The sequence below is a fragment of the Chitinophaga japonensis genome (assembly GCF_007830125.1).
Taxonomy (GTDB): domain Bacteria; phylum Bacteroidota; class Bacteroidia; order Chitinophagales; family Chitinophagaceae; genus Chitinophaga; species Chitinophaga japonensis.
Genome location: NZ_VLLG01000003.1, coordinates 455,708 through 481,087 on the forward strand (window position 1 = coordinate 455,708; position 25,380 = coordinate 481,087).

23 protein-coding genes and 1 other RNA gene are annotated in these 25,380 nt (G+C 52.8%); 13 read left to right on the plus strand and 11 right to left on the minus strand.

All coding sequences use genetic code 11. The features are described from left to right. Window positions 1-7 precede the first annotated feature (7 nt). On the plus strand, window positions 8-928 hold the full coding sequence (locus LX66_RS11025) for a DUF6268 family outer membrane beta-barrel protein (protein ID WP_145713097.1): 921 nt from the start codon (window positions 8-10) through the stop codon (window positions 926-928). 455 nt (window positions 929-1,383) lie between these two features. Here the strand turns inward: LX66_RS11025 and LX66_RS11030 are convergent, their stop codons facing one another. Continuing rightward, window positions 1,384-2,625, minus strand: coding sequence for an aminotransferase class I/II-fold pyridoxal phosphate-dependent enzyme (locus LX66_RS11030; protein WP_145713099.1), 1,242 nt, complete (start codon window positions 2,623-2,625; stop codon window positions 1,384-1,386). A gap of 227 nt (window positions 2,626-2,852) precedes the next feature. Between LX66_RS11030 and pafA the strand changes: the two genes are divergently transcribed. The 3 genes from pafA (at window position 2,853) to LX66_RS11045 (ending at window position 6,099) form a co-directional block, all read left to right on the plus strand. Beyond that, window positions 2,853-4,529 (plus strand): alkaline phosphatase PafA, encoded by a 1,677-nt coding sequence (gene pafA, locus LX66_RS11035; protein WP_170232372.1) that lies wholly within the window; start codon window positions 2,853-2,855, stop codon window positions 4,527-4,529. 67 nt (window positions 4,530-4,596) lie between these two features. Further along, entirely contained in the window at window positions 4,597-5,394 is a 798-nt protein-coding gene (locus tag LX66_RS11040) for an enoyl-CoA hydratase/isomerase family protein (protein ID WP_244620372.1), read from the plus strand. A 42-nt stretch (window positions 5,395-5,436) separates the two neighbouring features. Then, window positions 5,437-6,099 carry a hypothetical protein gene (locus tag LX66_RS11045; RefSeq protein WP_145713103.1) on the plus strand — a complete coding sequence of 221 codons (663 nt, stop codon included), beginning with the start codon at window positions 5,437-5,439 and terminating at the stop codon, window positions 6,097-6,099. Between the two features lie 77 nt (window positions 6,100-6,176). Here LX66_RS11045 and LX66_RS11050 read toward each other — a convergent pair whose 3' ends face one another. Beyond that, window positions 6,177-6,563 (minus strand): hypothetical protein, encoded by a 387-nt coding sequence (locus tag LX66_RS11050; protein WP_145713105.1) that lies wholly within the window; start codon window positions 6,561-6,563, stop codon window positions 6,177-6,179. Between the two features lie 150 nt (window positions 6,564-6,713). On the opposite strand from LX66_RS11050, the gene LX66_RS11055 reads away from it, so the two are divergent. From LX66_RS11055 to LX66_RS11065, 3 genes are all read left to right on the plus strand, one after another. Continuing rightward, window positions 6,714-8,135, plus strand: a complete 1,422-nt coding sequence (locus LX66_RS11055) for a tetratricopeptide repeat protein (protein ID WP_145713107.1) — start codon at window positions 6,714-6,716, stop codon at window positions 8,133-8,135. A gap of 260 nt (window positions 8,136-8,395) precedes the next feature. Further along, window positions 8,396-9,160 (plus strand): phosphosulfolactate synthase, encoded by a 765-nt coding sequence (locus LX66_RS11060; protein ID WP_145713130.1) that lies wholly within the window; start codon window positions 8,396-8,398, stop codon window positions 9,158-9,160. Window positions 9,161-9,259: 99 nt separating this feature from the next. Further along, window positions 9,260-9,994 (plus strand): shikimate dehydrogenase family protein, encoded by a 735-nt coding sequence (locus LX66_RS11065; protein WP_145713133.1) that lies wholly within the window; start codon window positions 9,260-9,262, stop codon window positions 9,992-9,994. A gap of 43 nt (window positions 9,995-10,037) precedes the next feature. Here the strand turns inward: LX66_RS11065 and LX66_RS11070 are convergent, their stop codons facing one another. Continuing rightward, the gene (locus LX66_RS11070) at window positions 10,038-10,832 is read right to left on the minus strand and encodes a class I SAM-dependent methyltransferase (protein ID WP_145713135.1); all 795 of its coding nucleotides are present in this window, start codon (window positions 10,830-10,832) and stop codon (window positions 10,038-10,040) included. A 50-nt stretch (window positions 10,833-10,882) separates the two neighbouring features. Between LX66_RS11070 and truB the strand changes: the two genes are divergently transcribed. Further along, window positions 10,883-11,569 carry a tRNA pseudouridine(55) synthase TruB gene (gene truB / locus LX66_RS11075; protein WP_145713139.1) on the plus strand — a complete coding sequence of 229 codons (687 nt, stop codon included), beginning with the start codon at window positions 10,883-10,885 and terminating at the stop codon, window positions 11,567-11,569. A gap of 79 nt (window positions 11,570-11,648) precedes the next feature. On the opposite strand, the gene tamL is transcribed toward truB, so the two are convergent. Continuing rightward, on the minus strand, window positions 11,649-14,084 hold the full coding sequence (tamL, locus tag LX66_RS11080) for a translocation and assembly module lipoprotein TamL (protein WP_145713142.1): 2,436 nt from the start codon (window positions 14,082-14,084) through the stop codon (window positions 11,649-11,651). 44 nt (window positions 14,085-14,128) lie between these two features. Between tamL and LX66_RS11085 the strand changes: the two genes are divergently transcribed. Beyond that, window positions 14,129-14,866, plus strand: a complete 738-nt coding sequence (locus LX66_RS11085; RefSeq protein WP_145713145.1) for a TrmH family RNA methyltransferase — start codon at window positions 14,129-14,131, stop codon at window positions 14,864-14,866. A gap of 6 nt (window positions 14,867-14,872) precedes the next feature. On the opposite strand, the gene LX66_RS11090 is transcribed toward LX66_RS11085, so the two are convergent. Further along, on the minus strand, window positions 14,873-16,105 hold the full coding sequence (locus LX66_RS11090; RefSeq protein ID WP_145713148.1) for an ABC transporter permease: 1,233 nt from the start codon (window positions 16,103-16,105) through the stop codon (window positions 14,873-14,875). Between the two features lie 56 nt (window positions 16,106-16,161). Between LX66_RS11090 and LX66_RS11095 the strand changes: the two genes are divergently transcribed. Continuing rightward, complete coding sequence (locus LX66_RS11095; RefSeq protein WP_145713151.1) at window positions 16,162-17,451, plus strand: type IX secretion system plug protein; 1,290 nt, start codon at window positions 16,162-16,164, stop codon at window positions 17,449-17,451. Window positions 17,452-17,459: 8 nt separating this feature from the next. Here LX66_RS11095 and LX66_RS11100 read toward each other — a convergent pair whose 3' ends face one another. The 5 genes from LX66_RS11100 to ffs all read right to left on the minus strand — a co-directional run bounded on the left by LX66_RS11100 (window position 17,460) and on the right by ffs (window position 22,430). After that, the gene (locus tag LX66_RS11100; protein ID WP_145713154.1) at window positions 17,460-18,791 is read right to left on the minus strand and encodes an NAD(P)/FAD-dependent oxidoreductase; all 1,332 of its coding nucleotides are present in this window, start codon (window positions 18,789-18,791) and stop codon (window positions 17,460-17,462) included. A gap of 145 nt (window positions 18,792-18,936) precedes the next feature. Further along, window positions 18,937-19,812, minus strand: coding sequence for a class I SAM-dependent methyltransferase (locus tag LX66_RS11105; protein WP_145713159.1), 876 nt, complete (start codon window positions 19,810-19,812; stop codon window positions 18,937-18,939). Between the two features lie 129 nt (window positions 19,813-19,941). Next, window positions 19,942-21,423, minus strand: a complete 1,482-nt coding sequence (gene glpK, locus LX66_RS11110; protein WP_145713161.1) for a glycerol kinase GlpK — start codon at window positions 21,421-21,423, stop codon at window positions 19,942-19,944. Window positions 21,424-21,536: 113 nt separating this feature from the next. Further along, the gene (gene fsa, locus LX66_RS11115; protein ID WP_145713164.1) at window positions 21,537-22,190 is read right to left on the minus strand and encodes a fructose-6-phosphate aldolase; all 654 of its coding nucleotides are present in this window, start codon (window positions 22,188-22,190) and stop codon (window positions 21,537-21,539) included. Window positions 22,191-22,330: 140 nt separating this feature from the next. After that, window positions 22,331-22,430: signal recognition particle sRNA small type (gene ffs, locus LX66_RS11120), an RNA gene on the minus strand. A 187-nt stretch (window positions 22,431-22,617) separates the two neighbouring features. Between ffs and LX66_RS11125 the strand changes: the two genes are divergently transcribed. Both LX66_RS11125 and LX66_RS11130 read left to right on the plus strand, forming a co-directional pair. Further along, a complete protein-coding gene (locus LX66_RS11125) occupies window positions 22,618-23,034 on the plus strand; it encodes a DUF5684 domain-containing protein (RefSeq protein ID WP_145713166.1) in 417 nt (138 codons plus the stop codon). Between the two features lie 123 nt (window positions 23,035-23,157). Next, the gene (locus tag LX66_RS11130) at window positions 23,158-23,619 is read left to right on the plus strand and encodes an RDD family protein (protein ID WP_145713169.1); all 462 of its coding nucleotides are present in this window, start codon (window positions 23,158-23,160) and stop codon (window positions 23,617-23,619) included. A 4-nt stretch (window positions 23,620-23,623) separates the two neighbouring features. Here LX66_RS11130 and LX66_RS11135 read toward each other — a convergent pair whose 3' ends face one another. Then, entirely contained in the window at window positions 23,624-24,349 is a 726-nt protein-coding gene (locus LX66_RS11135) for an RDD family protein (RefSeq protein ID WP_145713171.1), read from the minus strand. Between the two features lie 37 nt (window positions 24,350-24,386). Here LX66_RS11135 and LX66_RS11140 point away from each other — a divergent pair, with 37 nt between their 5' ends. Further along, complete coding sequence (locus LX66_RS11140; protein WP_145713173.1) at window positions 24,387-25,376, plus strand: stage II sporulation protein M; 990 nt, start codon at window positions 24,387-24,389, stop codon at window positions 25,374-25,376. Window positions 25,377-25,380: the final 4 nt, after the last annotated feature.

Below are 25,380 nucleotides of genomic sequence, written 5' to 3' on the forward strand. Positions count from 1 at the left end.
GTTCCTTATGCAATGGAAATACCTGTTTACCGCTGCTACGGCAGCGCTATGCCTCTGGGGCGCAAACAGCCGGGCGCAGAACGCCAGCGACCCCTTTTTCCTGAATTACACGCATTTTCCCGGTACGGACTTTAAAGAGCGGGAGGGCAGGTCCGCTGTGCATTACCTGGAAGCCGGCCTGCTTACGCCGCCAGTCCGCGCAGGGAAAAGCACCCGTATTGTCAACGGGTTTTATTACCGCCTGGCGGCTTATGACTTCAACGAGCTGCACAGTAGCTGGAGCGGGCTGCCGGAGCACCTGCATAATATCCGCTACAATATGATCATTACCCACCGGTTCAGCCCCCAGTGGAGCCTGCTGGCTGTGCCCCGCCTGGACCTGCGCAGCGATCTGCAGGACGGGCTAAGCGGCAAGGACCTGTTTCCCGGTATCACGGCGCTGGCTATACGCAGCGCTGCCCGCCGCCCGCAGTTGCGCTGGGGCATAGGCGCCATGTACAACAGCGATTTCCGGCGCCACCTGGTGATACCGGCGGCAGCGCTGTTCTACCAGACGGAAAAAATGCGGATCAATATTGTGACGCCCAACGGGCAGATCGTTTTCACACCTTCCAAAAGGCTGGAATATGGTTTTGCGCTGAACGTGGATGCGGGGATCTATCACACCGGCATGGATACGGTGAGCCATGGCCCCGTACAGTATATCCGGGCGTTTAACGTGCTGCTGTCGCCGCTGCTGAGCTATAACATTTGCCGGAACCTGTGGCTGAACGGGAAGGCCGGTTATGCACTTATGAGAAGGTACGACCTGCTGGACGCGGATTTTGAGGATGAGCAGGCCTGGCGGCAGGACGACCTGCAGAACGGTCTTTTTATCACCATTGGCATCAGTATGCGTCTGCCAACTGCCGCCGCAAAAAGCAAATAAAGGCCATGCTACTGTTAGCCTGCTTTTTTATTGTATATCGGACAATAAAAAAGAATGTGAAAAAATCTATATATCATTGATTTTCTGCAAGTTGCTTAACAAGCTGTTAACAAAATGGCACCTTTGTGTGATGTTTTCTACATTTGTATGACATAATTTTGGTATAGTTAGTTAGAGAGGCAATCGTACTACATTACACAGGAGCGTTAATCAACTTACTATAAATTTCGTTAGAACCATCTGGTTGTTCCAATTCTATGAATGCCATTTGTTCTACCATGTCCTAATGTAAAAGCTAGTGAACTTACACCTAGTGAAAGAACGTTATGTTCAAGGGTCGGCGGCAGCCGGCCCTTATTTTTTTAACACGGTTTTACCATAAAAGCGATAGCCTGTTTATGCAGATATATCTTACATGAACAGGCTATGTACTTTATATGAGGGAGCCACCGGTTTTACACCACCGGTATCTCCGCAACCTTGTATTCTTTCCGGTCCAGCTTCTGCTTGGTTTCGCTGAAGGCTTCCAGGGTAAGGGCAATATCTTCATCGCTGTGCGCGGCAGTAGGTATCAGGCGATAGATGATCTGTCCCTTGGGGATTACCGGGTACACCACGATGGAGCAGAATATGTTATAGTTCTCGCGCAGGTCCAGGCACATGGCGGTGGCCTCCGGGATATCGCCCTGCAGGTAGATGGGCGTAACGGGAGAGTTGGTATGGCCTATATTGAAGCCTCTTTCCCTGAGTCCCTGCTGCAGCTTGTTCACATTCTCCCACAGCTTGGCTTTCATGGAAGGCTGCGTGCGCATCAGCTCCACGCGCTTCAAATGGCCGATCACCAGCGGCAGGGGAACGGATTTAGCGAATATCTGGGAGCGCATGTTATAGCGCAGGTAATTGATAATATCCTTGTCGCCGCTCATAAAAGCGCCGATGGAGGCGCCGGATTTGGCGAAGGTGTTGAAAAGCAGGTCTATTTTATCCTGTACGCCCTGCTCTTCGCCGGTGCCGGCCCCGGTTTTACCCATGGTGCCAAAGCCGTGTGCGTCGTCCACCATCAGGCGGAACTCGTATTTATCTTTCAGTGCGGCGATTTCTTTCAGCTTACCCTGGTCGCCGGCCATGCCAAACACGCCTTCGGTCACTACCAGTATACCGCCGCCGGTGGTCTTTACCAGCTCTACGGCGCGGTTCAGTTGCTTTTCACAGTCCGCTATATCATTGTGCTTGAATACATAACGGTGGCCCTGGTGCAGGCGCAGGCCGTCTATGATGCTGGCATGGCATTCGGCATCGTACACGATCACGTCCCGGCGGTTGCAGATGGCGTCTATGGCGCTCATAATGCCCTGGTAGCCATAGTTCAGGAGGGTGGTGTCCTCCTTGCCCATGTACTCGGAGAGGGTTTTCTCCAGCAGTTCATGGTAATTGGTGTTACCGCTCATCATACGGGCGCCCATGGGAGCGGCCAGACCGAAGTCTGCGGCTGCTTTAGCGTCTGCTGCACGTACCTCGGGATGGTTGGCCAGCCCCAGGTAGTTATTCAGGCTCCAGACAATCTTTTCCTTACCCCTGAATTTCATGCGGGGGCCTATTTCCCCTTCCAGCTTGGGAAAGGCAAAATAGCCGTGTGCTCTTTCTGAATGTTCCCCGATGGGGCCTCTGTGCTTCAGCAGCTTTTCAAAAATATCCATAGATGTTAATTAATGATTAATTGTGATCATTAAAATCGTGCACAAATGTATTAAAATATTACTTTTTGTAATCTTGGATTACTTTTGTGGCCATCTTGCCAAAAATAATACCGGAAATCATAGCAATCACTCGAAAACCAACTGGATATTAAACAAATTTTACAAATGAAACCGGTCCGCCAGCGGGCGGAGGGGTTCCATGAGACCGCTAAAAAATTTATGTACGAATGAAATGGATCAATCTGCTGGTACTGGCCTTTTTGCCCGTTTCGCATGGGGCTGTCGCACAGAAAGCAACTTCTCCTAAACCTTTTTACACGCCGGCTGCCCAAAGGGCGCCTAAAACAGTAGCCCGTCCCAAACTGGTAGTAGGCATGGTGGTAGACCAGATGCGCTGGGACTACCTGTACCGCTATTATGACCGTTATACGGCCAATGGCTTCAAAAGATTGTTACATGACGGATTTTCCTGCGAAAATACGCTAATTAATTATGCGCCCACCGTAACAGCCTGCGGCCATACCTGCGTATACACCGGTTCCGTACCTGCCATACACGGCATTGCCGGCAACAGTTGGTACAGCCGGGAGCTGGGCCGGGATATGTACTGCGCCGAGGATAGCAGTGTAAACACCGTAGGCAGCAGCTCTGCGGCGGGTAAAATGAGCCCCCGCAACATGCTGGTAACCACCATTGGCGACGAACTGCGCCTGGCCACCAATTTCCGCAGCAAGGTGGTAGGCGTAGCCATCAAGGACCGCGGCGCTATCCTGCCTGCCGGCCACAGCGCCAATGCCGCTTTCTGGTATGACGGCAGCACCGGCAACTGGATCACCAGCACCTACTACATGAACGAGCTGCCTGCCTGGGCCAAAGCCTTCAATGACCAGCGCTGGCCCGCCCAATACCTGAAAACGCCCTGGAATACCCTGTATCCCATCGAAACCTACCAGCAGAGCACCGCGGACGACAAACCTTACGAAGGCCGGTTCAAAGGCGCCGCCAACAGCGCTTTCCCGCATGTCCTGGGCGGCGATTTCGGCAATCCCTTCGGCGTCATCGCCTCTACTCCCTTTGGCAACACCATGACGCTGGAGTTTGCCAAAAAAGCCCTGGAAGCCTACGACCTGGGCGGTGGCGATGTAACGGACATGCTGGCCGTCAGCCTTTCCTCCCCGGATTATATCGGCCACCAGTTCGGGCCTAACTCCATGGAGGTGGAAGATAACTACCTGCGCCTGGATAAGGACCTGGCCGCCTTTTTCGATTACCTGGATAAAAAAGTAGGAAAGGGGCAGTATATTTTCTTTATTACGGCGGACCATGGCGTGGCCCATGTACCCGGCTTTATGGAGGAGCATAAACTGCCCGGCCGCACGGTAAGCGGCAGCTTTTCGCTCAGCGACCTTAACAAGCAGATCAGCAGCCGGTTTGGCGTGGAAAAAGCGCTGATGGCCTTCGATAACTACCAGATCTACCTGGATCATGCGGCAATTGCCAAAGCGGGCCAGCAGGCGACCGCCATCAGTGATTTCGTGATAGCGGAGCTGCTGCAATCCCCCGCCGTTGTGAATGCCTTTCCGCTGAAGCAAATCATGCAAACGCCCCTGCCGGAAGTGATGCGTACTATGATGACCAACGGTTACAATGTAAAGCGTGGCGGCGATATCCAGGTAGTGCTGGCGCCCGGGTGGTTTGGCGGCGGCAAGACCGGCACCAGCCACGGCACCTGGTACCCTTATGACGCGCATATCCCGCTGGTGTGGATGGGTTGGGGCATTCGTCCCGGTAAAAGCAACCGTACTATGGGTATGACGGATATTTCGCCCACGCTGGCGGCCCTGCTGCGCATACAGATGCCCAGCGGCAACATAGGGCAGGTAATTGAGGAAATAACAAAATAGGGTACATTTTAGTATATTGCTATCCGGCCCTGTAAGGGGCCGGATACGTTATATTAAAATTGTTACATTGTCACACCAGCACAGCACTGCCTTTTTATGCATTACCTATGAGGTGAGCGACCGCATTGCGACCGTTACGCTGAACCGGCCCGAAAAACGGAACGCGCTGAACGGCGCCATGGTAAAGGAGCTGCAGCAGGCTTTCCTGCAGGCAGCGGAAGATGAAGCGGTAAAAGTGATCGTGCTGAAAGGCGCCGGCGAAGCATTTTGTGCCGGTGCAGACCTGGAATATTTACAGCAGTTGCAGCAGAATACCTTCGAGGAGAACCTGGCAGACTCCCGCCAGCTCATGCAGCTCATGCAACAGATCTATTATCATGACAAGATAGTGATAGCCCAGGTAGAAGGGCATGCCATTGCCGGCGGCTGCGGCCTGGTGACCCTCTGCGACCTGAGCTATGCCGTACCGGAAGCCCGCCTGGGATATACGGAAGTGAAAATAGGCTTTATACCGGCGCTGGTATCCGTGTTCCTGGTGAGGAAAACAGGAGAGGGCAGGGCCCGGGAGCTGCTGCTCACCGGCCAGCTCATTGGCGCAGAAAAAGCCAGGGATTATGGCCTGATCAACGAAGTGGTGCCCAAAGACAGCATCGCGGATCATGTGGCCCGCGTAGCCACCGCCCTGTGCAAAGAAACGGCCGCCCATTCCCTGAAAGTTACCAAGCAGTTGATAGGGGGTGTACTGGACAAGCCCCTGAACGAAGCCCTGGAGCAGGCCGCCCGGCTGAATGCCGCCACCCGCGAGCACGCGGAGTGCAAAAGAGGCATACAGGCGTTCCTGGACAAGGAGAAGTTAGTATGGTGAGTTACCCGGATCGTACCTATGAAAAACATAAGCTTTATGCCCATGAACTTGCCAAACAAATGGTTGCTTACGTGCCTGGCGCTGAGCCTGATAGCAGGCCGGTTGTGCGCCCAGCACTATGTGTCCGATGCCCGGATCGTATACCGGCTGGACCTGCCGCCTGAACAGGCGCAACTGGACGCCATGCTGGAAGGCAGCACCCTCACCCAATACATGCGCGGACACCTGAGCCGCATAGACATGGACCTGCACGTGGTGCGCTACACCTACATTATTGACAGCCGGCAACATACCCTGGTGACCCTGATCGACAGCCACAGCGGCAAATACCTGATCCGCTCCGGCAGCGATGAATATGAAAAGGACCTGAAACGCTATACCAGCATTCATTTTAAGGACGAGCCGGGCACGCAGGAGCTGGTGGGGTACAAGTGCCAGAAGGCCGTGGGCACCATGCCGGAAGGGGAAACCTTCGAAGTATATTATGCCCCCGACCTGATACCGGAAAACAAGCATTACAGCCGCCGCTTCATGAACCTGAAAGGGATACCCCTGCAGTTTGAGATCATTACCAAAACGGGCGCTAAGATGAAAGCCACGGCCACCAGTGTGGACCTGCAGCCCGTACCGGCGTCTTACTTCGAAGTACCTGCTGCTGGTTATAAGCTGATCAGCAAGGAAGAGCTGGAAAGGATCAGGGGCTGAGCAAATAAAGACTAAAAAATAAAAAGTAAAAAGGCGCGGAGATCATCCGCGCCTTTTTACTTTTTATTTATAATTTCTTATTTCAACGGGAGTACGATCTGCAGCTTGTGGAACTGCATGTTGGACGACTGCTGTACCTGGAAGTTATACGGCAGCACGTAGGTAACGTTGCCCTTTTTATAGGTCATTACAGACTTAATGTTCATCGTATTGGAGGGCGTAAGCTTGAACTCGGAGCTGAGCATACCGCTGTACCGGAACCCGGCATCCAGGCTCAGGTTGGTTTTGGGCAGCGCTCCCATCAACAAGCTTTTCTCTGTCTTTTTGTTCGCTTTATCTTTATCGTTATTGTCCTTGTTGAGCTTCAGATCATTGGCGCCAGCCGTTAAAGCGCTCAACACCAGCATGCCTGCCAGTAAGCAGGACAATGAAAAAGATTGCAATATGAAGGTTCTCGTTTTCATTGTGTCACAAATGTACAAACTTTTCAATATATCATATAACAAATTCTTAACGCAATTTAAAAAAAATTCCTAACAAAGTGTTAAAAATTTACACGAACGGCAGTTTTGCACACATTTGCGTGGTTGGATAAAATTATTATATTTACAGTAATGAATCAAGACTTTCCATTATTTAACGAGGATTTTGAGGAGTTAAGAGACTTGTTGCAGCAGTTCGAAAACCTCAGGGCTGGCCGGTCTCATTCCTTCCTGGACGAAGATTCCTTTGAGCAGATTATCGATTACTACGACGAGCACGACGAACTACCCAACGCCATACAGGCAGCAGAAATAGCCATAGAGCAGTTTCCTTATTCTTCCACCCTGCTGCTGAAAAAAGCCAACCTGCTGATAGAAACCAAGAAATACACGGACGCGCTGGAGCTGCTGGAGAAAGCGGCCATACTGGATAGTACGGACATTAACCTGTACATCCTTCAAACGGATATTTACCTGGCCCTGAACCAGCATGAAAAGGCTGCAGCATTGCTGGAGGAACAGATACAGCAGTTTGACGGCGAGGACCGCACGGAGCTGCTGCTGGAACTGGCGGATGTGTATGATGACTGGGAGGAGTTTGACCGCGTGTTTGACTGCCTGAAGATAGCGCTGGAGCACGATCCCAATAACGAGGAAGCGCTGCACAAGATCTGCTTCTGGACGGAATACACCGGGCGCAATGAAGAAAGCATACGCCTGCACTCCAATATCATCAACGAGTTCCCATACAACCAGTTGGCCTGGTTCAACCTGGGCACGGCTTACCAGGGACTGAAGCTGTATGAAAAGGCGATCGACTCCTACCTGTATGCCGTGGCCATCGACGAAAAATTTGATTACGCCTATCGTAACATGGGCGATGCCTATATCCGCCTGCGCAAGTTCCAGGATGCTATTGAAGTGTTGCAAAAGCACCTGGAAATAGCCAAGCCGGAAGACGTGATCTATGAAGCCATCGGCCATTGCTATGAAAAGATGCGCAAGTTTACCCAGGCGCGTTACTATTACCGCAAAGCCTCGCATCTCAGCCCGCAGGACGATAAGCTGTATTACAAGATAGCGGTGGCCTACATGATGGAAGCCAACTGGGAGAACGCCGTAAAGTCCATTGCCAGCGCACTAAAGATCAATAAGAGCAGCGCCGACTATTATGTAGCCCTGGGCCAGTGCTACCTGGAACTGGGCAAGAACAAGGACGCGCTGATACAGTTCATGAGCGCCCTCCGTATCAAACCGCAGAGCATAGGCACCTGGCAGGAATTTATTCGCGGCCTGTATGTGTCCGGCTTCTTTGACGAGGCCATGGTACAGCTCGACGAAGCGGAGCAGAAGCTGGGCCGCAAGCCCGTGTTCCAGTATTACCGCGCCGCCGTGCTCATAGCACAGGGCCGCTCCAAGGAAGGGCTGATACAACTGGAAACCGCCCTGCAACTGGCGCCGCGACAGTTGAGAAAAATGGTGGAGCTGGATCCTGCCCTCCTGCAGCACAGCAACGTAGTGGAGCTGATAGCCCGCTATCGGAAGAAAAAATAAAAAAGCAACGAAGAAAAAATAACAGCGCTGTCTCTCCAAAAAAAGGCAGCGTTTTTTTGTGAAAGACGGCTTTCAGCTTTTTCTTTTTTCTTTTTAACTTTTTACTTTCCTGTTTCAGCGATGCAGTGACATATAAATTAAAGATTGTTCTTATTTTTGACCCGTTTTTTTAACTTGGCACCCGATTTGGCATAAAGGCAAATTATGGAGCGATATCACTAAGTTCCATCCGGCCATTAAAAAGAGAAAAAAATATACGGATGAATTTTAACCTTACACAGATCCCTGACCGGACAAAGAAGCCCAGGAGCAATGGTTTGACAATGGTAATGGATAAAGGGCTGAGTCTTGAAGAAGCAAAGAACTTTCTGTCAGTAGCGGCGCCGCATGTGGATATACTGAAGCTGGGCTTCGGCACTTCCTTCGTTACGCCCAACCTCCGGGCAAAGATCGAGCTTTACCAGTCACACAATATACCTGTTTACCTTGGCGGCACCCTGTTTGAAGCGTTCCTGATCCGCAACCAGTTGGAGGAGTACATCAATGTGATCAGGGATTACGGTATTAACTATATGGAAGTATCAGACGGGTCCATCACGATCCCGCATTCTGAAAAATGCGGCTATATCGAGAAGCTGGCAAAACTGGGCCTGGTGCTGAGCGAAGTGGGCTCCAAAGATGCCGAGCACATTATCCCTCCCTATAAATGGATAGAGCTGATGCGGGCGGAGCTGGAAGCCGGCGCCTCCTATGTAATTGCCGAAGCCCGCGAAAGCGGTAACGTAGGTATTTACCGCGGCAGCGGAGAGGTGCGGGAAGGGCTCGTACAGGAAATACTGACGCAGGTGCCTGCCGAAAAGATCATCTGGGAAGCGCCCCAGAAAGCGCAGCAGTTGTACTTCCTGGAGCTGATAGGCTGTAATGCCAACCTGGGCAACCTGGCCCCCAATGAAGTAATATCCCTGGAAGCCATGCGGGTAGGGCTGCGCGGCGACAGTTTCCATTTGTTCCTGGATAAAGAGTAAATAATTAATAATTAATAGTTAAGAATTAATAATATGCGCAACATCCATGCTCTGTTGAAACATTCGTGCTACGATTATTAATTATTAATTCCACTATGTATGAAAGTATTCGGATTGATCGGTCATCCCCTGAGTCATTCTTTTTCCAAAGGTTATTTCGAGGAAAAATTCCGGCGGGAGGGGATACGGGATTGTGTGTATGAGAACTTTCCCCTGCCGGACATTGCGCAGTTCCCGGCCCTGCTGCAACAGCAGCCGGACCTTTGCGGGCTGAACGTTACCATTCCCTACAAGGAAGCGGTGCTGCCCTGGCTGGACGGGCTAAGTCCGGCAGCAGAGCAGGTAAAGGCGGTCAACTGCATACAGTTTCACGAGGGCACGCTCACCGGCTTTAATACAGATGTTACCGGCTTCAAAAGATCACTGCAACCCCTGCTGAAACCGCATCATACCCATGCGCTGATCCTGGGTACCGGCGGCGCAGCCAAAGCCGTAAAGTTTGTGCTGCAGGAGCTAAATATTCCTTTTATGGTGGTAAGCCGCAGCGCACAGCCCGGCGTTATTACCTACGATGCGCTGGACAAGGATATTATTGCCGGCCATACCATTATCATCAATACCTCCCCGCTGGGCATGTACCCGCAAACAGATACGGCGCCCGCACTGCCTTATGAATGCATTACCCGGCATCATTTGCTGTACGACCTGATCTACAATCCCGCCAAAACCCTGTTCCTGCAGCAGGGAGAAGCCAAAGGGGCCGCCATCAAGAACGGCCACGAAATGCTGGTGCTGCAGGCGGAAGCCAGTTGGGATATCTGGAGCAATGAATAATTTTATAATTAATAATTAACAATGAATTATTAATTGTTAATTATTAATTCTTAATTAGGTAGTATACGCAGGTGGTAACGAAGTTCCGCAGGAACGGTATCCGGCTTACCGGTCCCCACTGGGTGCGCGGCTGCAGCCCGAACTTATACTTATAGATAGGATTGATGAGATAGTGCTGCTTGTTGGTAACGGTGAATCCCAACTGCCGTACAATTCTTTCAAAGCGCTCTATGGAAATGCCGGTGTCCTTCAGCTCCAGCAGCTCCCGCACAATGCCTTCCTCCTCGCCGGAGGCGCGCAGCAGCGAGCGGTATAAGGGGCGTGGCAGCAGGTGGATGTAGGGCATCATGCTCAGCACCTTGTTATGGCATATCTGCTGGTGCCCGCCATGCGGCATGTACCAAGGCGGAAAGCCAAAGTACACCTGCCCGTTGGGAGCAAGCAGGTTTTTCAGGTAAGCGATGATCTTTTCCTGTTCCGGTATATGTTCAATGGCGTCCTTGAGGATGATCAGGTCAAAAGCATGCCGGAACTCCCCCAGGAAATCAACATCGTAAATATTGTTGGTGATCAGGCGCAGTTGCCCGTTCTCTACATACGTGCTTAAAAACTCATGCGCCAGCGCTATTCTTCCCTTATCCAGGTCCACGCCCACACAATGGCATCCTCTCTCCAGCAGGGGCGTGAGCACCCCGCCTTCCCCGCAGCCTATTTCCATTACGCGCATGCCGGCGGTAACGGGCATGGCCTGCTCTATGAAAGGAATCACGTAGCTGCGGGAATTGTCTACCTGCTGCTGGTATCTCAAGTTGGCGTCTTTATGTTGCTTTAAAGCCATAGTGCGCTAAAATAGCAAAAAAGCGCATAGCTAACATGTATCTTTGCGGCATGAAGCCAAACGAGGAAAAAAATATATACCAGGAAGGACAGGTGCTGCTTATTAACAAGCCATTGCGTTGGACCTCTTTTGATGTAGTGCGCAAGATCAGGAATGCTACAAAGGCCAAGATAGGTCATGCGGGTACGCTGGACCCCCTTGCTACCGGTTTGCTGATCTGCTGCACCGGTAAAATGACCAAGAAGATCAACGAATACCAGGCGCAGGAAAAGGAATATACCGGCTCCTTTACCCTGGGGGCTGTTACCCCCACTTTTGACCTGGAGTCCGAACCGGAACAACCGAAGGATACCAGCGGGATTGACGAGGCGCTGTTACATGCTACCGCCGCCGGTTTCCTGGGAGAGCAGCAGCAGTTGCCGCCCATACATTCCGCCATCAAGCAGAACGGCAAGCCTATTTACCACCTGGCCCGCAAAGGGGTAGAGGTAAAAGTGGAGCCGCGCCGGGTAGTGATCCGCGAATTTGAGCTGACGAAGATCGAAATGCCGGTAGTGTTCTTCCGGGTGGTGTGCAGTACGGGCACCTATATACGCTCGCTGGCCAATGATTTTGGCGCTGCGCTGGGGTGCGGTGCATACCTGAGCAGCTTGTGCAGAACGCGCATCGGCGGGTTCCGGCTGGAGGATGCCCTGGAGGTGCAAACTTTTATTGAAAGCTTAAAGCCGAAAGCATAAAGCAAAAAGCAAAGCTGTTTGCTGCAGATAAATTCGCTACGGTCAGCCTTCTGCTTTATGCCTTTAGCTTTCAGCCTTCCTAGAACGGGTAGCCGATCGCGATATTCCAGATGATATTATCCCTGCGCCACTGTTTGTCCGCCAGGTCCCACTCGCTGAAGTACCAGCCGTTTTTCTGTTCGGTGAAATAAGGTACTTTTAAAGGGATGCCCCAGTCCAGCCTTACCAGGAAGAAGTTGAAGTCCAGGCGCAGGCCGGCGCCGGTGCCAATGGCCAGGTCATGGTAAAGTTTGTTGAGGTGAAACTCACCGCCGGGGCGCAACGTATCCCTGCTCAGCATCCAGATATTGCCGATGTCCAGGAAGGTAGCGCCTTTCAGGTTTACTGTACCGTTGAACATGCGCAACAGGTCAAAGCGGTATTCAATATTGCCTTCCAGCTTCATATCCCCGGTCTGGTCCGGGAAGATCTGTGCAATGGCGGAAGAGTCCTTGTAGGAGCCGGGGCCCAGGGTGCGCAGGCGCCAGGCGCGTATGCTCAACGGGCCGCCGGCGGTGAACTGCCGGATATAGGGCAGCACCTGTGACTTGCTGTACGGGATGCCCACGCCGGCATAGATGCGGGTAGCCAGGGAGGAATGGAGGTTCAGGTTCCAGTAGTGGCGGTAATCCGCTTCCAGCTTTATAAAATTGGAGATGGTAAGCCCGGTCATGGACTCCAGGTTGCTCTGCCGGTTGGACACCCAGTTCATAATACTGTTGATGCCGTTCAGCCACAGCCCGGATTCTTCAATATTGGCCCGGAAGTAGGAATTGTGCCGCTTGTGCAGCGCATCGTTGTTGCTGAAGATGAAGGTCACATTCTCCCCGCCTATGAAAGCCGGCTCAAAGCTTCTCCGCAGGTAGGGATTGGGATTTACCACGGTGTCGCGGAAATCCGGGTTCAGGCTTACCCCCACATAGTTCAGGGAGATGGGCTTTACGATCCAGCGTTTGTAAATGGATTCATTCCATTCATACCCGAAGGAGGCGTTGATGTTGTTGATCTTGAACCGGTCTATCCTGGACAGGTAGTCAAAGCCGGCGCTCAGGCGGGTACGGATGGTGGAGCGGTTGCCGGTCCGGATGGGGAACGGCGTAATGAACCGCGGAAAGGTAAGGTCCACCCGTCCGCCGAACTGTTTGGCCTGCACCACGAAGCTGTTCTGCTGGTTGCGGATCATTTCCAGGCCGGTGTTCAGGCTGATGCTTAGCTGGTTGGCCGCCCTGTTGAGGTTCAGGTGCCGGTAGTTGAGGCTTACGCCGGTGCCCACCAGGTAGTCGCTGCTGGTGCTTACCTCGAAGTTGGCCCCCAACTCCTGCCGGCGTTTGGGCCGCATGTACAGGTAGGCATTCAGCTTGCCGCTGGTATCTTTTCTTTCTTTGTATTCAAGGGTAACGATCTGCCAGGGCCCCAGGTCATACAGCCGGTTAATGGTATTGTTATCCCGCTGCAGGGAGTAGAGGTCGCCGCTACGCAGCAGCACCGAACGGGAAAGTACGCGGGGCTTGAGTATGTCTTGCCGGGAGCGGATGACAATATGGGGCTGCACATCCGTTTTAAAACTGGTATCGTTCGGGTTGCCATTGATCGGGAAGTCCGGGTATACGTAGATGGAGTCTATGCGGTAAGGCTCCCAGGAGGCCAGCGTATCTTCCGGGTTCCTGATCCGGACGGTAATGTCCATGGTGGGTTTTTCCTGCGCTTTCCTTTCACTGAAAATATTGGTAATGCCTTCAAAGGGATTCAGCGGGTTGCGGAACAGGGCCTTGTGCAGGGTGTCCAGCTCAAACTCGATGGCGTCGCGGCTGAATTTGTAGTAGCCGGCATTTTTTACCAGTCTGAACAGCCGCTCCCTTTCACTTGCCAGCACTTCCTGCTTGTAAGGCATGTTCTTTTTGATCAGGGAGAAGGGTTCGGCGTTCTTTACCAGCCCGAGGATGGCGGAATCCTGCACGTCATAATAGATCTGGTCCACCAGGAAGTTCTTGCCGGTATTTACCTGGTAAGTAACGGAGGCCTTCTGGTGGCGTATCTTCTCATCGTAAGCAGCGGTAGCGTAAAAATAGCCCTGGTTGTTCAGGTAGCTCACCATTCTGTCTATGGACGCCTTGGTTTTGGTGGAGTCATAGAGCACCGGCGCTTCCAGGTTGCGGGGGGCCAGCATCAGGTTCCAGAACCAGTTGGATTTTTGCTCATTGTACTTCTGGTTATACAGCCACACCTTGATGCGGGTGCCCATAAATTTTGAGTTGGGCTGCTGCAGCATCAGGGACTTGGAGCTGAGGGAGCTGCGCAGGTCCTGTTTATCGGCTGCGGCCAGCCCTTCACCTTTAACGTTCACGGAGGCGCTGGTATAAAGGGTCTGATCTTGCTGAAGGTACTTGGTATTGGAGCAGGCAGCCAGCACTAGCAGGGTAATCAGTAATACTGTATAGTTCAGGAAAGAAGAATGGGAACTATGTGGCGGCTGCATCTCGGTGAAATCAATTATGGTATTTTTTAAATAGTTTTGAGCCCATGTTGTCAAAGGCGCAAATTAAGTATATTCAATCATTACAGCACAAAAAATACCGTCAAAAATCCGGCCAGTATATAGCGGAGGGAGACAAGATCGTGCCCGAGCTGCTGCGTGGAGGGCGGGTGCGGGAGCTGTATGCTGCTGCTGATTGGATAGCGGAGCAGGAAGCGCTGCTGGCAAAGGTTCCGGGCCTGAAGGTAGTGGATGTGGCGCTGCCGGTGTTAAAACAGTTGTCTGCACTTACCACTCCCGGCAAGGTAGTGGCGCTGCTGGACATCCCGCCTGCGCCGCCGGCCGTGCCGCTGACCGGCGCCGTTACGCTGGCGCTGGAGGGCATACAGGACCCCGGCAACCTGGGTACCATTATTCGTATAGCCGACTGGTTTGGCATTGCCCGGGTGATCTGTTCCCCCGACTGTGTAGATGCTTATAATCCCAAAACCATACAGGCCACCATGGGCAGCATTGCCCGGGTACAGGTGGCGGAAGGCGAGCTGGCGCCGCTGCTGCAGCAGGGGGCCGTACCCTCTTACGCCGCTACCTTGCATGGCCGCAGCATCGTGGAGTTTGCGCCGGTCAAGGCGGGCCTGCTGCTGATAGGCAATGAATCGCGCGGGCTGAGCCAGCCCCTGCAGGACCTCTGCACCTACCGCATCACCATTCCCCGCCTGGGCGGCGCAGAGTCGCTGAATGCAGCCGTAGCTACGGGTATCATTTGCGGAAGATTACTGATCTGATGCAGGTCACTTGAACTGTATCGCTTTCACCGGCGTGATCCGCCTGATAATAAGAGAGGGAACCAGCAGCACGCAGATGCAGATCGCAAACGTACAAACGTTGATCAGCGCTACTTCCCACCAGTGGAGGTCTATGGCTGCTACAGACATGTAATAGGATTCTTCCGGCAGCTTGAAAAAGCCGGTGGTCTGTTGCAGGAAGGCAATGCCCAGGCCCAGCAGGTTGCCCAGCAGCAGGCCTGCCAGCACAATATACCCCGCCTGGTAAATGAATATCTTTTGTACAGACCAGTTGCGCATGCCCAGCGCTTTCAGGATACCGGTCATGTTGGTGCGCTCCAGTATCAGTATCAGGATGGCGGTGATCATGTTAATGATGGCCACAATGGTCATGATCACCAGTATGATCACTTCGTTCTTGTTCTGCAACTGCAGCCAGTCAAAGATGTTGGGGTAGATGTCGCGGATAGTGCGTACAAACAGCTTTTGCGGTATCAGCGAATCAATGCTCCAGGCAATGTCCGTCATCTGCCGGTAGTCGCTTACAAACACCTCGTAACCGCCGATGCCAGCAGCGTCCCAGTTGTTCAGCCGCTGCACCAGGTTAATGTCGCCTATGATGTAGGTCTTATCATATTCCTCTATACCGGTCTTGTATATTCCGGTAACGGTCAGCTTGCGCGCACGGGGAGGCTGTCCGCCACCCTGGATGAAATATACGATCACCTTGTCATTCAACTGTAGCTGCAGCGTTTGGGCGGTGCTCCGGGAAATAATGATCTCCCCGGCATAGCTGCTGTCGTTATACTGTATGGGCCGGCCCGCCACCAGGAAGCGTTGTAGGTGCTGCCAGTCATACCGGGCGTCCACTCCCTTGAAAATAATGCCTTCAATATCCTTGTCTGCTTTCAGGATGGCCGATTTGGTGGCATAGGCATTAACAATGGTAACGCCGGGCACCTGCCGCAGGCGCTGCACCAGCACGGTGTCCTCGTTAAAGGGTATCTGTTCTGTAAGCGGCCCGGCATTGGGTTGGTACTGGGTAACATGAATATGGCCCCAGAAGCTGAATATCTTTTCCTGTATCACCTGCTGAAAGCCGTTCACCAGCGCAGTAGCCAGTATCATCACGGCTACGCTGATGGCCGTAGCAATAATGGCTATGTTGATGATGAACCTGGAGAAGGATGAGCCCCTGTTAAACGCGATCCGCCTGGCGATAAAGAAAGATAAGCGCATGATAGTACGAAGAAACGGAAAAAATGCGGTAACTTAAACCCGCTATTCGAGTTATTATGAAGATAAGAGCCTGCTTACTGTCGATCACGGTCATCCAACTGCTAACCCTCCACGTTGCTGCACAGGAAAACCGGGTCACACCGGACCATATCTACTATAACAATATCAGGTCCGTTAAGTTCAGCCCCGCCAGTGATCCGCTGGCCCTTCCTATCATTCAACTGGGCTCAGGGGAGAAGCTGCAGCTTAGCTTCGATGATATGGACAATGACACCAAGAACTACTACTTCACCTTTGTGTTGTGCAATGCGGACTGGACACCGGCGCCGGTGAACACCTTCGATTATTTACAGGGCTTCTCCGAGAACCGGATACAGGATTACCGCTTCTCCAGCGTGGCCCTGCAGAGATATACCCATTACAGCGTAATGGTGCCTAACAATAACAGCTATCCGAAAAAGGCGGGCAATTACCTGCTGAAAGTGTACCTGGACAGCGATACCACTCAACTGGCCTTTACACGCAGGATGCTGGTGGTGGATAACAGGGCCGGCGTATCGGGCTTCATACAGCAGCCGGTCAGCCCCAAACTGTTCCGCACCAGCCAGAAGGTAAACTTTTCCGTAAGCACCGGCGGCCTGAATGTGAATAATCCCTTTGACCAGATCAAGGTGTACATCCTGCAGAACTACCGCTGGGACAACGCCATCAGCGGCATCAAGCCCATGTTCCTCAAGGGTACGGATATCGTTTACAATACGGAGGTGGACTGCGTGTTCCCCGCCGGTAAGGAATGGCGCTGGGTAGACCTGCGCAGCTTCCGCCTGCAAACAGAGCGGGTAGACCATTCCGACTACCGCCGCACCGGTACCGATGTGTATGTAAAACCGGACCTGGACCGCTCCAATACCATATACCAGTACATCAAGGATATTAACGGCCGTTTCCAACTGGCCACGCTGGATAATTACGATCCCAATTTTGAAGGCGATTACGCCACCGTGCATTTTACTTACCCCGCCCGGGAGCCTTATGCCGGTTACGACCTGTACATATTCGGGGAACTGACCAGCTATGAGTGCAATGAAGGCAATAAAATGACCTATAACCCGGAGCGGCAGGTGTATGAAGGCTCCCTGTTGCTGAAGCAGGGTTTTTATAACTACATCTATGGCCTGGTAGACCGTACCATTCCCAATGCCACATTCGATACGGAGTATACGGAAGGCAACTGGTGGGAAACAGAGAACAACTACACCATCCTGATCTATTACCGGCCCCTGGGCGGCCGCTCAGACGAGCTGGTAGCCACTACTACGCTCAACAGTATGTTGAACAGGAAATAGGCCGGCAGCTAATGGCCAACAGCTTCTTCCGTCAGTACGCTTTGCCGCAGCTTTACAATATTGGCGGCGCCGCGTTTGATAATAATGCGGGTGCCCCTGTCAAATGTAAAGAAGCGGTAGCACCAGTTGATGAACACCACCATTTTATTGCGGAAGCCCAGCAGGCTCATAAGGTGCACCACCATCCATATAAACCAGGCAAAGCGCCCGCTCCATTTCATTTTGCCTATTTCCGCCACTGCCTTGTTGCGCCCGATGGTGGCCAGGCTGCCCAGGTCCTTGTAATGGAAGGCCTGCAGGGGTTGCCGTTTTAACTGCTTTACCAGGTTGGCCGCCACCAGCTTACCTTGCTGTATCGCTACCTGCGCCACCATGGGGTAGCCTTTGGGGAAGCGCGGGTCATTGGTCATCTGGGCAATGTCGCCGATGGCGTAGAGATTATCAAAGCCTTTTACCTGGCAAAATTCATTTACCAGTATGCGGCCGCTGGGAATGATGGTGTCCTGGGGCAGGCCGTTGACAGGCACGCCTTTTACGCCGGCCGCCCATATCAGCGATTTGGTGGCTATCTGGTCGCCGTTGGCCAGTAGCAGCGTTTGCCCGTCATAGTTCTTCACCAGCACATTGGTGAGCACGCGTATGCCCAAAGCCCGCAGCCCGTTCTCCGCCCTGGCAGAGGAAAGATCGCTTAAGGCGGGCAGTATGCGGGGGCCGGCCTCTATCAGGTAGATCTCCATGCAGTCCAGTGGCAGCTCCGGGTAATCCTTGGGCAGTATGTACTTGCGCAGCTCTGAAATGGCGCCGGCCATTTCCACGCCGGTGGGGCCGCCGCCTACTACGGCAAAGGTGAGCTTGGCTTTTATTTCCGCTTCGTCTGCCAGCAGCAGGCTTTCCTCGAACTGCTTTATCACATAGTTCCGGATCTGTACGGCCTCTATCAGCGATTTCATGCCAATGGCATGCTCTTCTATCAGCTTGTTCCCGAAGAAGTTGGTATTGCTGCCGGTGGCCAGCACCAGGTAGTCATAGCGTATATCGCCAATACCGGTTTCCAGTATGCGCTCCTCCGGCCGCACGCCTTTTACCTCCGCCATACGGAAGTGAAAGTTCTTTTGACGGCCGAATATGCCGCGCAGGGGGAAGGCAATGCTGTCCGGCTCCAGCCCTGCGGTGGATACCTGGTATAAAAGCGGTTGGAAAAGGTGATAATTGTTCCTGTCCAGCAGTACTACCTGTACAGGCGCTTTTTTGAGCTGTTTGGCCAGATTAATGCCGCCGAACCCGCCGCCTACGATCACTACACGGGGCTGGCCGGTTTCGGGAATATTGGGCTGGATCATAAATAAAGATTTAATAATCAGACAATCTGTTGCTATTGGTCTCCATAGAGCAGCGACAAATGCTGTACCAGCTATACCGCTGCAGCAAAAACCAAATCCATATCAAAATTACAAAACTTTCAGAAAAAAATGAAAATTAAATGGTTTATTTTACTACGGCCATGGCCAGCCGCAGGAATTCGTAGCCGCGCATCTTCCGGTGATCACGGCTACCGGTGTACAGGCGCCGGTATTCGGTAGCGCTCTCGTCGTAGAGCAGCTCCATGTTGTAGATAGCCAGGAAATCGGGGAGGGTTTCGGGAGTGAGGCCGGTATCCCACTGTTCGTTCATTTTCTTCAGCATGCGCACTACACGGGAAGCGCCGAAGAAGCGGCGCGGGTGTGCAAACATATCCCTGTCCACGTAGTTGAAGATGATGCGTGTGCCGGAAGGGTAGTTCTGGAAGTACCGGAACATGGTATTGCCCAGGGACGGCGTCAGGTTATTCACCGCGCCTTCCCAGATGATCAGCGTTTTATAATGCTTTTGCTGCAGCAGGCCGGGGATCGTTTTCTCGGGCGGCTGTTCCCGGAAATCCACAGACACATAATCCACCGGTATAAAGGGCCGGATGCCCAGTTTGTGCAGCAGGTCTTTCTTGTAATCCTGGGTATTAGGCCGGTCCACTTCCACAAACTGTACCTTTTCTTCTTCCAGCCGGTAGGCCCGGGTATCGTAACCGGCGCCCAGCAGGATCACCTGGTATACACCGTGCCGGCGGATGGCTTCCAGCGTGAAGTTGTCGATCATTTTTGTTCTGGCCACTACGGAGGTGATGGACCCCGGCCAGCGCAGTTCCACGTACCAGGGCACAAACCACCTGAAGAGTGGATAGGCGGACAGCCATACCCACATTTTCAGGACCGGGGTCAGGAAATGTTTGGCATATGGATCATGGAACAACCGGTCGTGGGGAGGGCGGTTGGATTCTACAGCACGGAAAAAGGCGTAAATGGTGGCGGTTCTGCTTGCATGACGCATACCGGGGAAAATTAAATATTTATTCTATAACCACCATATTCAATTTGCGAATGTGCGGATATGCAGATGTGCAGATGAAATTCCGCCAAGATCATCATTTGCACATCTGCACATCTGCATATCTGCACATCATTCCGTCCACGCCAGTGCCGCCTTTACTGCCTTTTCCCAGCCCCGGGCCAGTTGTTCGCGTTGGGGAGCGTCCATCCGGGGAGAGAAAGCCCGGTCCATCCGCCAATGGCTGCCAAGTGTATCCATGCTGTCCCAGTAACCCGTGGCCAGGCCGGCCAGGTAAGCAGCGCCCAGGGCGGTGGTTTCCGTAATAAGGGGCCTTACCACTTTGGTATCCAGGATATCCGCCTGGAACTGCATCAGGTGATTGTTGGCAGTAGCGCCGCCGTCTACCCGCAGCTCCTGTATCTGCATGCCAGCATCTGCTTCCATGGCTTGCAGCACGTCCCGGGTCTGGTAGGCAATGCTTTCCAGCGCAGCCCGGGCAATGTGGGCGGCGGTAGTGCCCCGCGTCATGCCCACCATGGTACCGCGGGCGTGCTGGTTCCAGTAGGGAGCGCCCAGCCCTGCAAAAGCAGGCACCAGGTATACGCCGTCGCTGCTGGTAACAGAGGTGGCCAGTTGCTCCACATCGGCGGAATGGCGGATGATGCCCAGCCCGTCGCGGAGCCATTGCACCACGGCGCCGCCTATGAAAATACCGCCTTCCAGGGCATAGGTGGTTTCACCTTTGATCTGCCAGGCGATGGTGGTGAGCAGGTTATTCCTGGAAGGAATGGCTTTAGGGCCGGTGTTCAGCACCATAAAGCAGCCAGTGCCGTAGGTGTTCTTTACCATGCCGGGCGTGGTGCATAGCTGGCCGAAGAGGGCCGCCTGCTGGTCGCCGGCTATACCGGCAATGGGTATACGGTGAGGGGTAAGCGTAGCTTCGGTATGGCCGTACACTTCGCTGGAGCTTTTCACCTCCGGCAGCAGGGAGGCGGGAATGTCCAGCATTTGCAGCAGCTCCGTATCCCATTGCAGGGTATGGATATTATACAGCATGGTGCGGGAGGCGTTGGTAATATCCGTTATATGCAGCCGGCCTTTGGTGAGATGCCAGATCAGCCAACTGTCTACCGTGCCGAAGGCCAGCCGGCCCTTGCCGGCCTGTTCCCGTGCGCCGGGCACATTGTCCAGTATCCATTTTATTTTGGTGCCGGAAAAATAGGCGTCTATCACCAGGCCGGTCTTTTCCTGCACCAGGGGTTTCAGGCCCCGTGCTTTCAGTTCGTCGCAGGTGGCGGCGGTGCGGCGGTCCTGCCATACAATGGCGTTGTACACCGGTTTGCCGGTTTCCCGGTCCCAGATAATGGTGGTTTCCCGCTGGTTGGTAATACCGATGGCGGCAATGCGGCTGCCGTCCAGCCCGGCCTTTACCACGGCCTCTGCCGCTACGCCTGCCTGGGAGGACCATATTTCCATCGGGTCATGCTCCACCCAGCCGGGCTGCGGGTATATTTGCCGGAACTCTTTCTGTGCGATGGCCTGAATGGCGCCCTGCTGGTCAAATACAATGGCGCGGGAGCTGGTGGTGCCCTGGTCGAGAGATAGGATCATAGTATGAAGTAAGATGTATGAAGTATGATACAGGAAGATAAGCAATTCTTAAAAAAAATCCCCGGCGCAACTGCGCCGGGGACACCATCTAAAGAAAATAAAATAAGGTAGCGTTACCTGGTTTTCTTGGCATCTTCCAGGAACTTGGCCAGGCCAATATCCGTAAGGGGATGCTTGAGCAGGCCCAGGATGGAGTCCAGCGGGCAGGTGCACACATCCGCGCCTACTTCCGCGCATTTAATGATGTGCAGCGGGCTGCGGATGGAGGCTGCCAGTATCTCGGTCTTGAAGCCCTGTATGTTATAAATGTTGGCGATCTGTGCGATCAGCTCCACGCCGTCCCATCCGCCATCGTCTATACGGCCGATGAAAGGGGAAACATAGGTAGCGCCCGCTTTGGCGGCCAGTATGGCCTGCCCGGCGGAGAATACCAGGGTGCAGTTGGTCTTGATCTTGTTTTCCGTAAACCATTTAATGGCCTTTACGCCGTCCTTGATCATGGGCACCTTTACCACGATGCGGGGGTGCAGGGCTGCCAGCTTCTTGCCTTCCGCGATAATACCGTCAAAGTCGGTAGCGATCACTTCCGCGCTCACATCGCCTTTAACCATTTCGCAGATGGTCTCATAGTGCTTCATAATAGCTTCTTCGCCCCTGATGCCTTCTTTGGCCATCAGCGAAGGATTGGTAGTTACGCCGTCCAGAATGCCCAGGTCGTGTGCTTCCTGTATCTGTGCGAGATTAGCCGTATCAATAAAGAATTTCATATGAATATTATTTGTCCTCGAAGTAATAGGGTCATTTGAACATGGCCATTAGTAGAGCGGCAGGAGGTAAATAGCCACCCTGATGACTATTGACATGAACTAATGACCTGGAATAATTGATGGAATTTATAGAGAAAAAAAAACGGCAAGTTACTTACATCGCACCGCTACAACCGCCTACCCTTGCTACATTCCTGTCCTGGGGGAGTTCAGCAGGAGCTGGTCGTATAAGACTTGCCGGTTGCAAAGGTACGGAGCATTAAGGGAAAATGCAAATTTTAAACGGAAGATATACGGGGTTTTGCCTCCTACATTGATCCGGGTGTATTGTATGTGGAAAAAAAATAATATACAAATGCAAACAATTTCAAAGAAAGATGGTTTATTTGTAATATAAAATTCTTTCAACCTAAAAACCTCAGTACTTATGGATTCATCTTCAATGTTCGGGACCGGCTTCATTCTGGTAATGCTGGTACTGGTCGCATTCTACCTTTTCTGTTTATGGAAGGTATTTGAGAAAGCAGGCCAGCCGGGCTGGGCCGCCATTATCCCCATCTACAACTATTACATTATGACAAAGATCATCGGCAAGCCCTGGTATTGGCTGCTGCTGATGATGATTCCCTACATCGGCATTATCTGGGGCATCTGGGCTACCAACCTGCTCAGCAAGAGCTTCGGCAAAAGCGAGGGTTTTACGGTAGGGTTGATCCTGTTGGGATTCATCTTCCTGCCCATCATGGCTTTCGACAAAACGATCCAGTACCAGGGCCCTGCCGGCAATCCCGGCGCTACCAACCTGGGCGACCAGATCCAAAGCATTGGCGCAGACGTGAAATAATCTCCCTGGGCTAGTCACAAGAGAGAAAATTCTTATCCAATCAGATGGGGCGGGCGCTTTTAGCCGGCCCCATCTTTCTTTCCGGGCGAAATATTGATTATTTTAGTACAAAACCTATTACCCATGGAGACTGTTAATCCATCTTCCCGGCAGGAGGACCTGCTGGATGATCTTGATGATATGGTGGTGCTGAATCCCGCAACGCAGGGGCAGCGTTTTGGCAATTATATAATAGACAGGATCGTGGCTTATGCCTTTGCTTTCCTGATAGTGGTGATGGTAGGAGTGGTCATCGGGCTCCTGGGCGGCAATTCGGACGGTGTTTTTGAGGGGCTGCCGTTGTACCTGCTCATGTACATCAGCTATGTATGGTACTATACCACGATGGAGGCGCTGAACAAAGGCCGCACCATTGGTAAGCTAATCACCGGTACCTATGCCGTTACCAGGAAAGGTAACCCGATCACCCTGAAAACCGCTTTTTACAGGAGCCTTTGCCGTATCGTGCCTTTTGAAGCGTTTTCCGGTTTCGGGCAGGTACCCTGGCACGATAGCTGGACCGACACTACGGTGGTGAAGAAGTGAATGTTTATTCTTTGGTAACGTAATAATTATAATCGTTCAGCAGGGTTTCCAGGAATTGCATGTGCTCCATGTCCGTTTCAATTTTCAGCACATCCCTTACACGGTAGGCTACCTTGGCGGCCAGCTCCTGGTTGCCGGATTGCAGTGCGCGGTCCATCAGCTCTTTTACTTTGTTAAGGTCTTTGTCTGACAGCCGCAGTATCTGCGGGAAACGCGGCTGGTAGTCCGCCTGGGATATGTCCCGGAAAATGGTGTCGTTCAGGCTGCTTTTTGTTTTGGTGTTCACCACGATGGTGCCCGCTACCAGGTCGCCCAGGCGCTGGTTGTACTTTGAGCGCGCAATAGCGATAATGGGAATAATGCCCCAGATGAGGAAGGGCGTTTCCAGCAGGCGGAACACCCAGCGTATCATGTGCTGGCTGAAGCTGGGCGGGTTGCCCAGCAGGCTGACCACTTTTATGCCCAGCGCTTTTTTACCGGGCGACTGTCCTTTCATGACTATTTCAAACAGCAGGAAGTACAGGCTTACCGGGATCAGTATCGTCCAGAAAGCAAACACGGCGCCGCTCTGGCCGGACCATTGTATGTTGGCCACCACGATCCAGATCAGGCATACGTAGGCAGCGCGGATAGCCAGGTCTATGAGCCAGGCCACAAAACGCTGGCCGATATCGGACGCTTCGAATTCAAGATCGATGTTGAATGCAGTGGGTATTTTTATAGCAGCCATGCACAAATTTAGTAATTAATGTATATGTTTGTCAGGCATGAGAGAATCCACCTTTATTAAAAAGAATTTACCGCGCTGGAAGCGGTACCAGGAGGAACCCAGCGATGACCCGGATGTGATGGCGGAGCGGTTCACCAGTTTGCTGGATGATCTCGCTTATGCCAAAACTTTTTACAGCTTCAGCAAGGTAACGAAGTATATCAACGGGATGGCCGCCGCCATTTACCAGCATATTTACCGCAACCGCCGGGAGGATGCCGGGCGGGTGCGTACCTTTGTTAGCCTGGAGCTGCCGCTGATGATACGCCGGTATCACCGGCTGCTGCTGTTTACCTTCGGTTATTTCCTGCTCTTCTGCATTATCGGCGCTTTTTCCGCCGCGCATGACGAAACCTTTGTGCGGGGCGTACTGGGCGATGAGTACGTGAACATGACGGAGCAGAACATTGCCAGCGGCGATCCTTTTGGCGTGTATAAAAGCGGCAATGAATGGGTGATGTTCTTTTTCATTGCTTTCAACAATATCAAGGTGGCCATTATGTGCTTTGTAAGCGGTATCGTGTTTGCGGCTGGCACCCTGTGGCTGCTGTTCCAGAACGGCATTATGCTGGGCTCTTTCCAGTATTATTTTTTTGCCAAAGGGCTGGGCTGGGAATCGGTGCTGGTTATCTGGATACATGGCACCCTGGAAATATCCGCCATCGTGATAGCCGGTACGGCCGGTATGATCATGGGCAGCGGGCTGCTGTTTCCCGGCACCCGCAAGCGGCTCGATTCCCTGAAAAAGGCTGCCCGCGACGGTATTAAAGTAATTGTAAGCCTGGTGCCTGTATTCATTGTGGCGGCCTTCCTGGAAGGTTTTGTAACCCGGCACACCGCTATGCCGCTGTGGCTGAGCCTCCTGATATTGCTGGTGTCCCTGCTGTTCATTGTCGGGTATTTTGTGGTGTACCCCATATACCTGCAGCGAAAGGGCTACCGGCTGGACATTTCCGGCGCCGTGATCCGGCCCGGGCAGTCCAACTAAACCG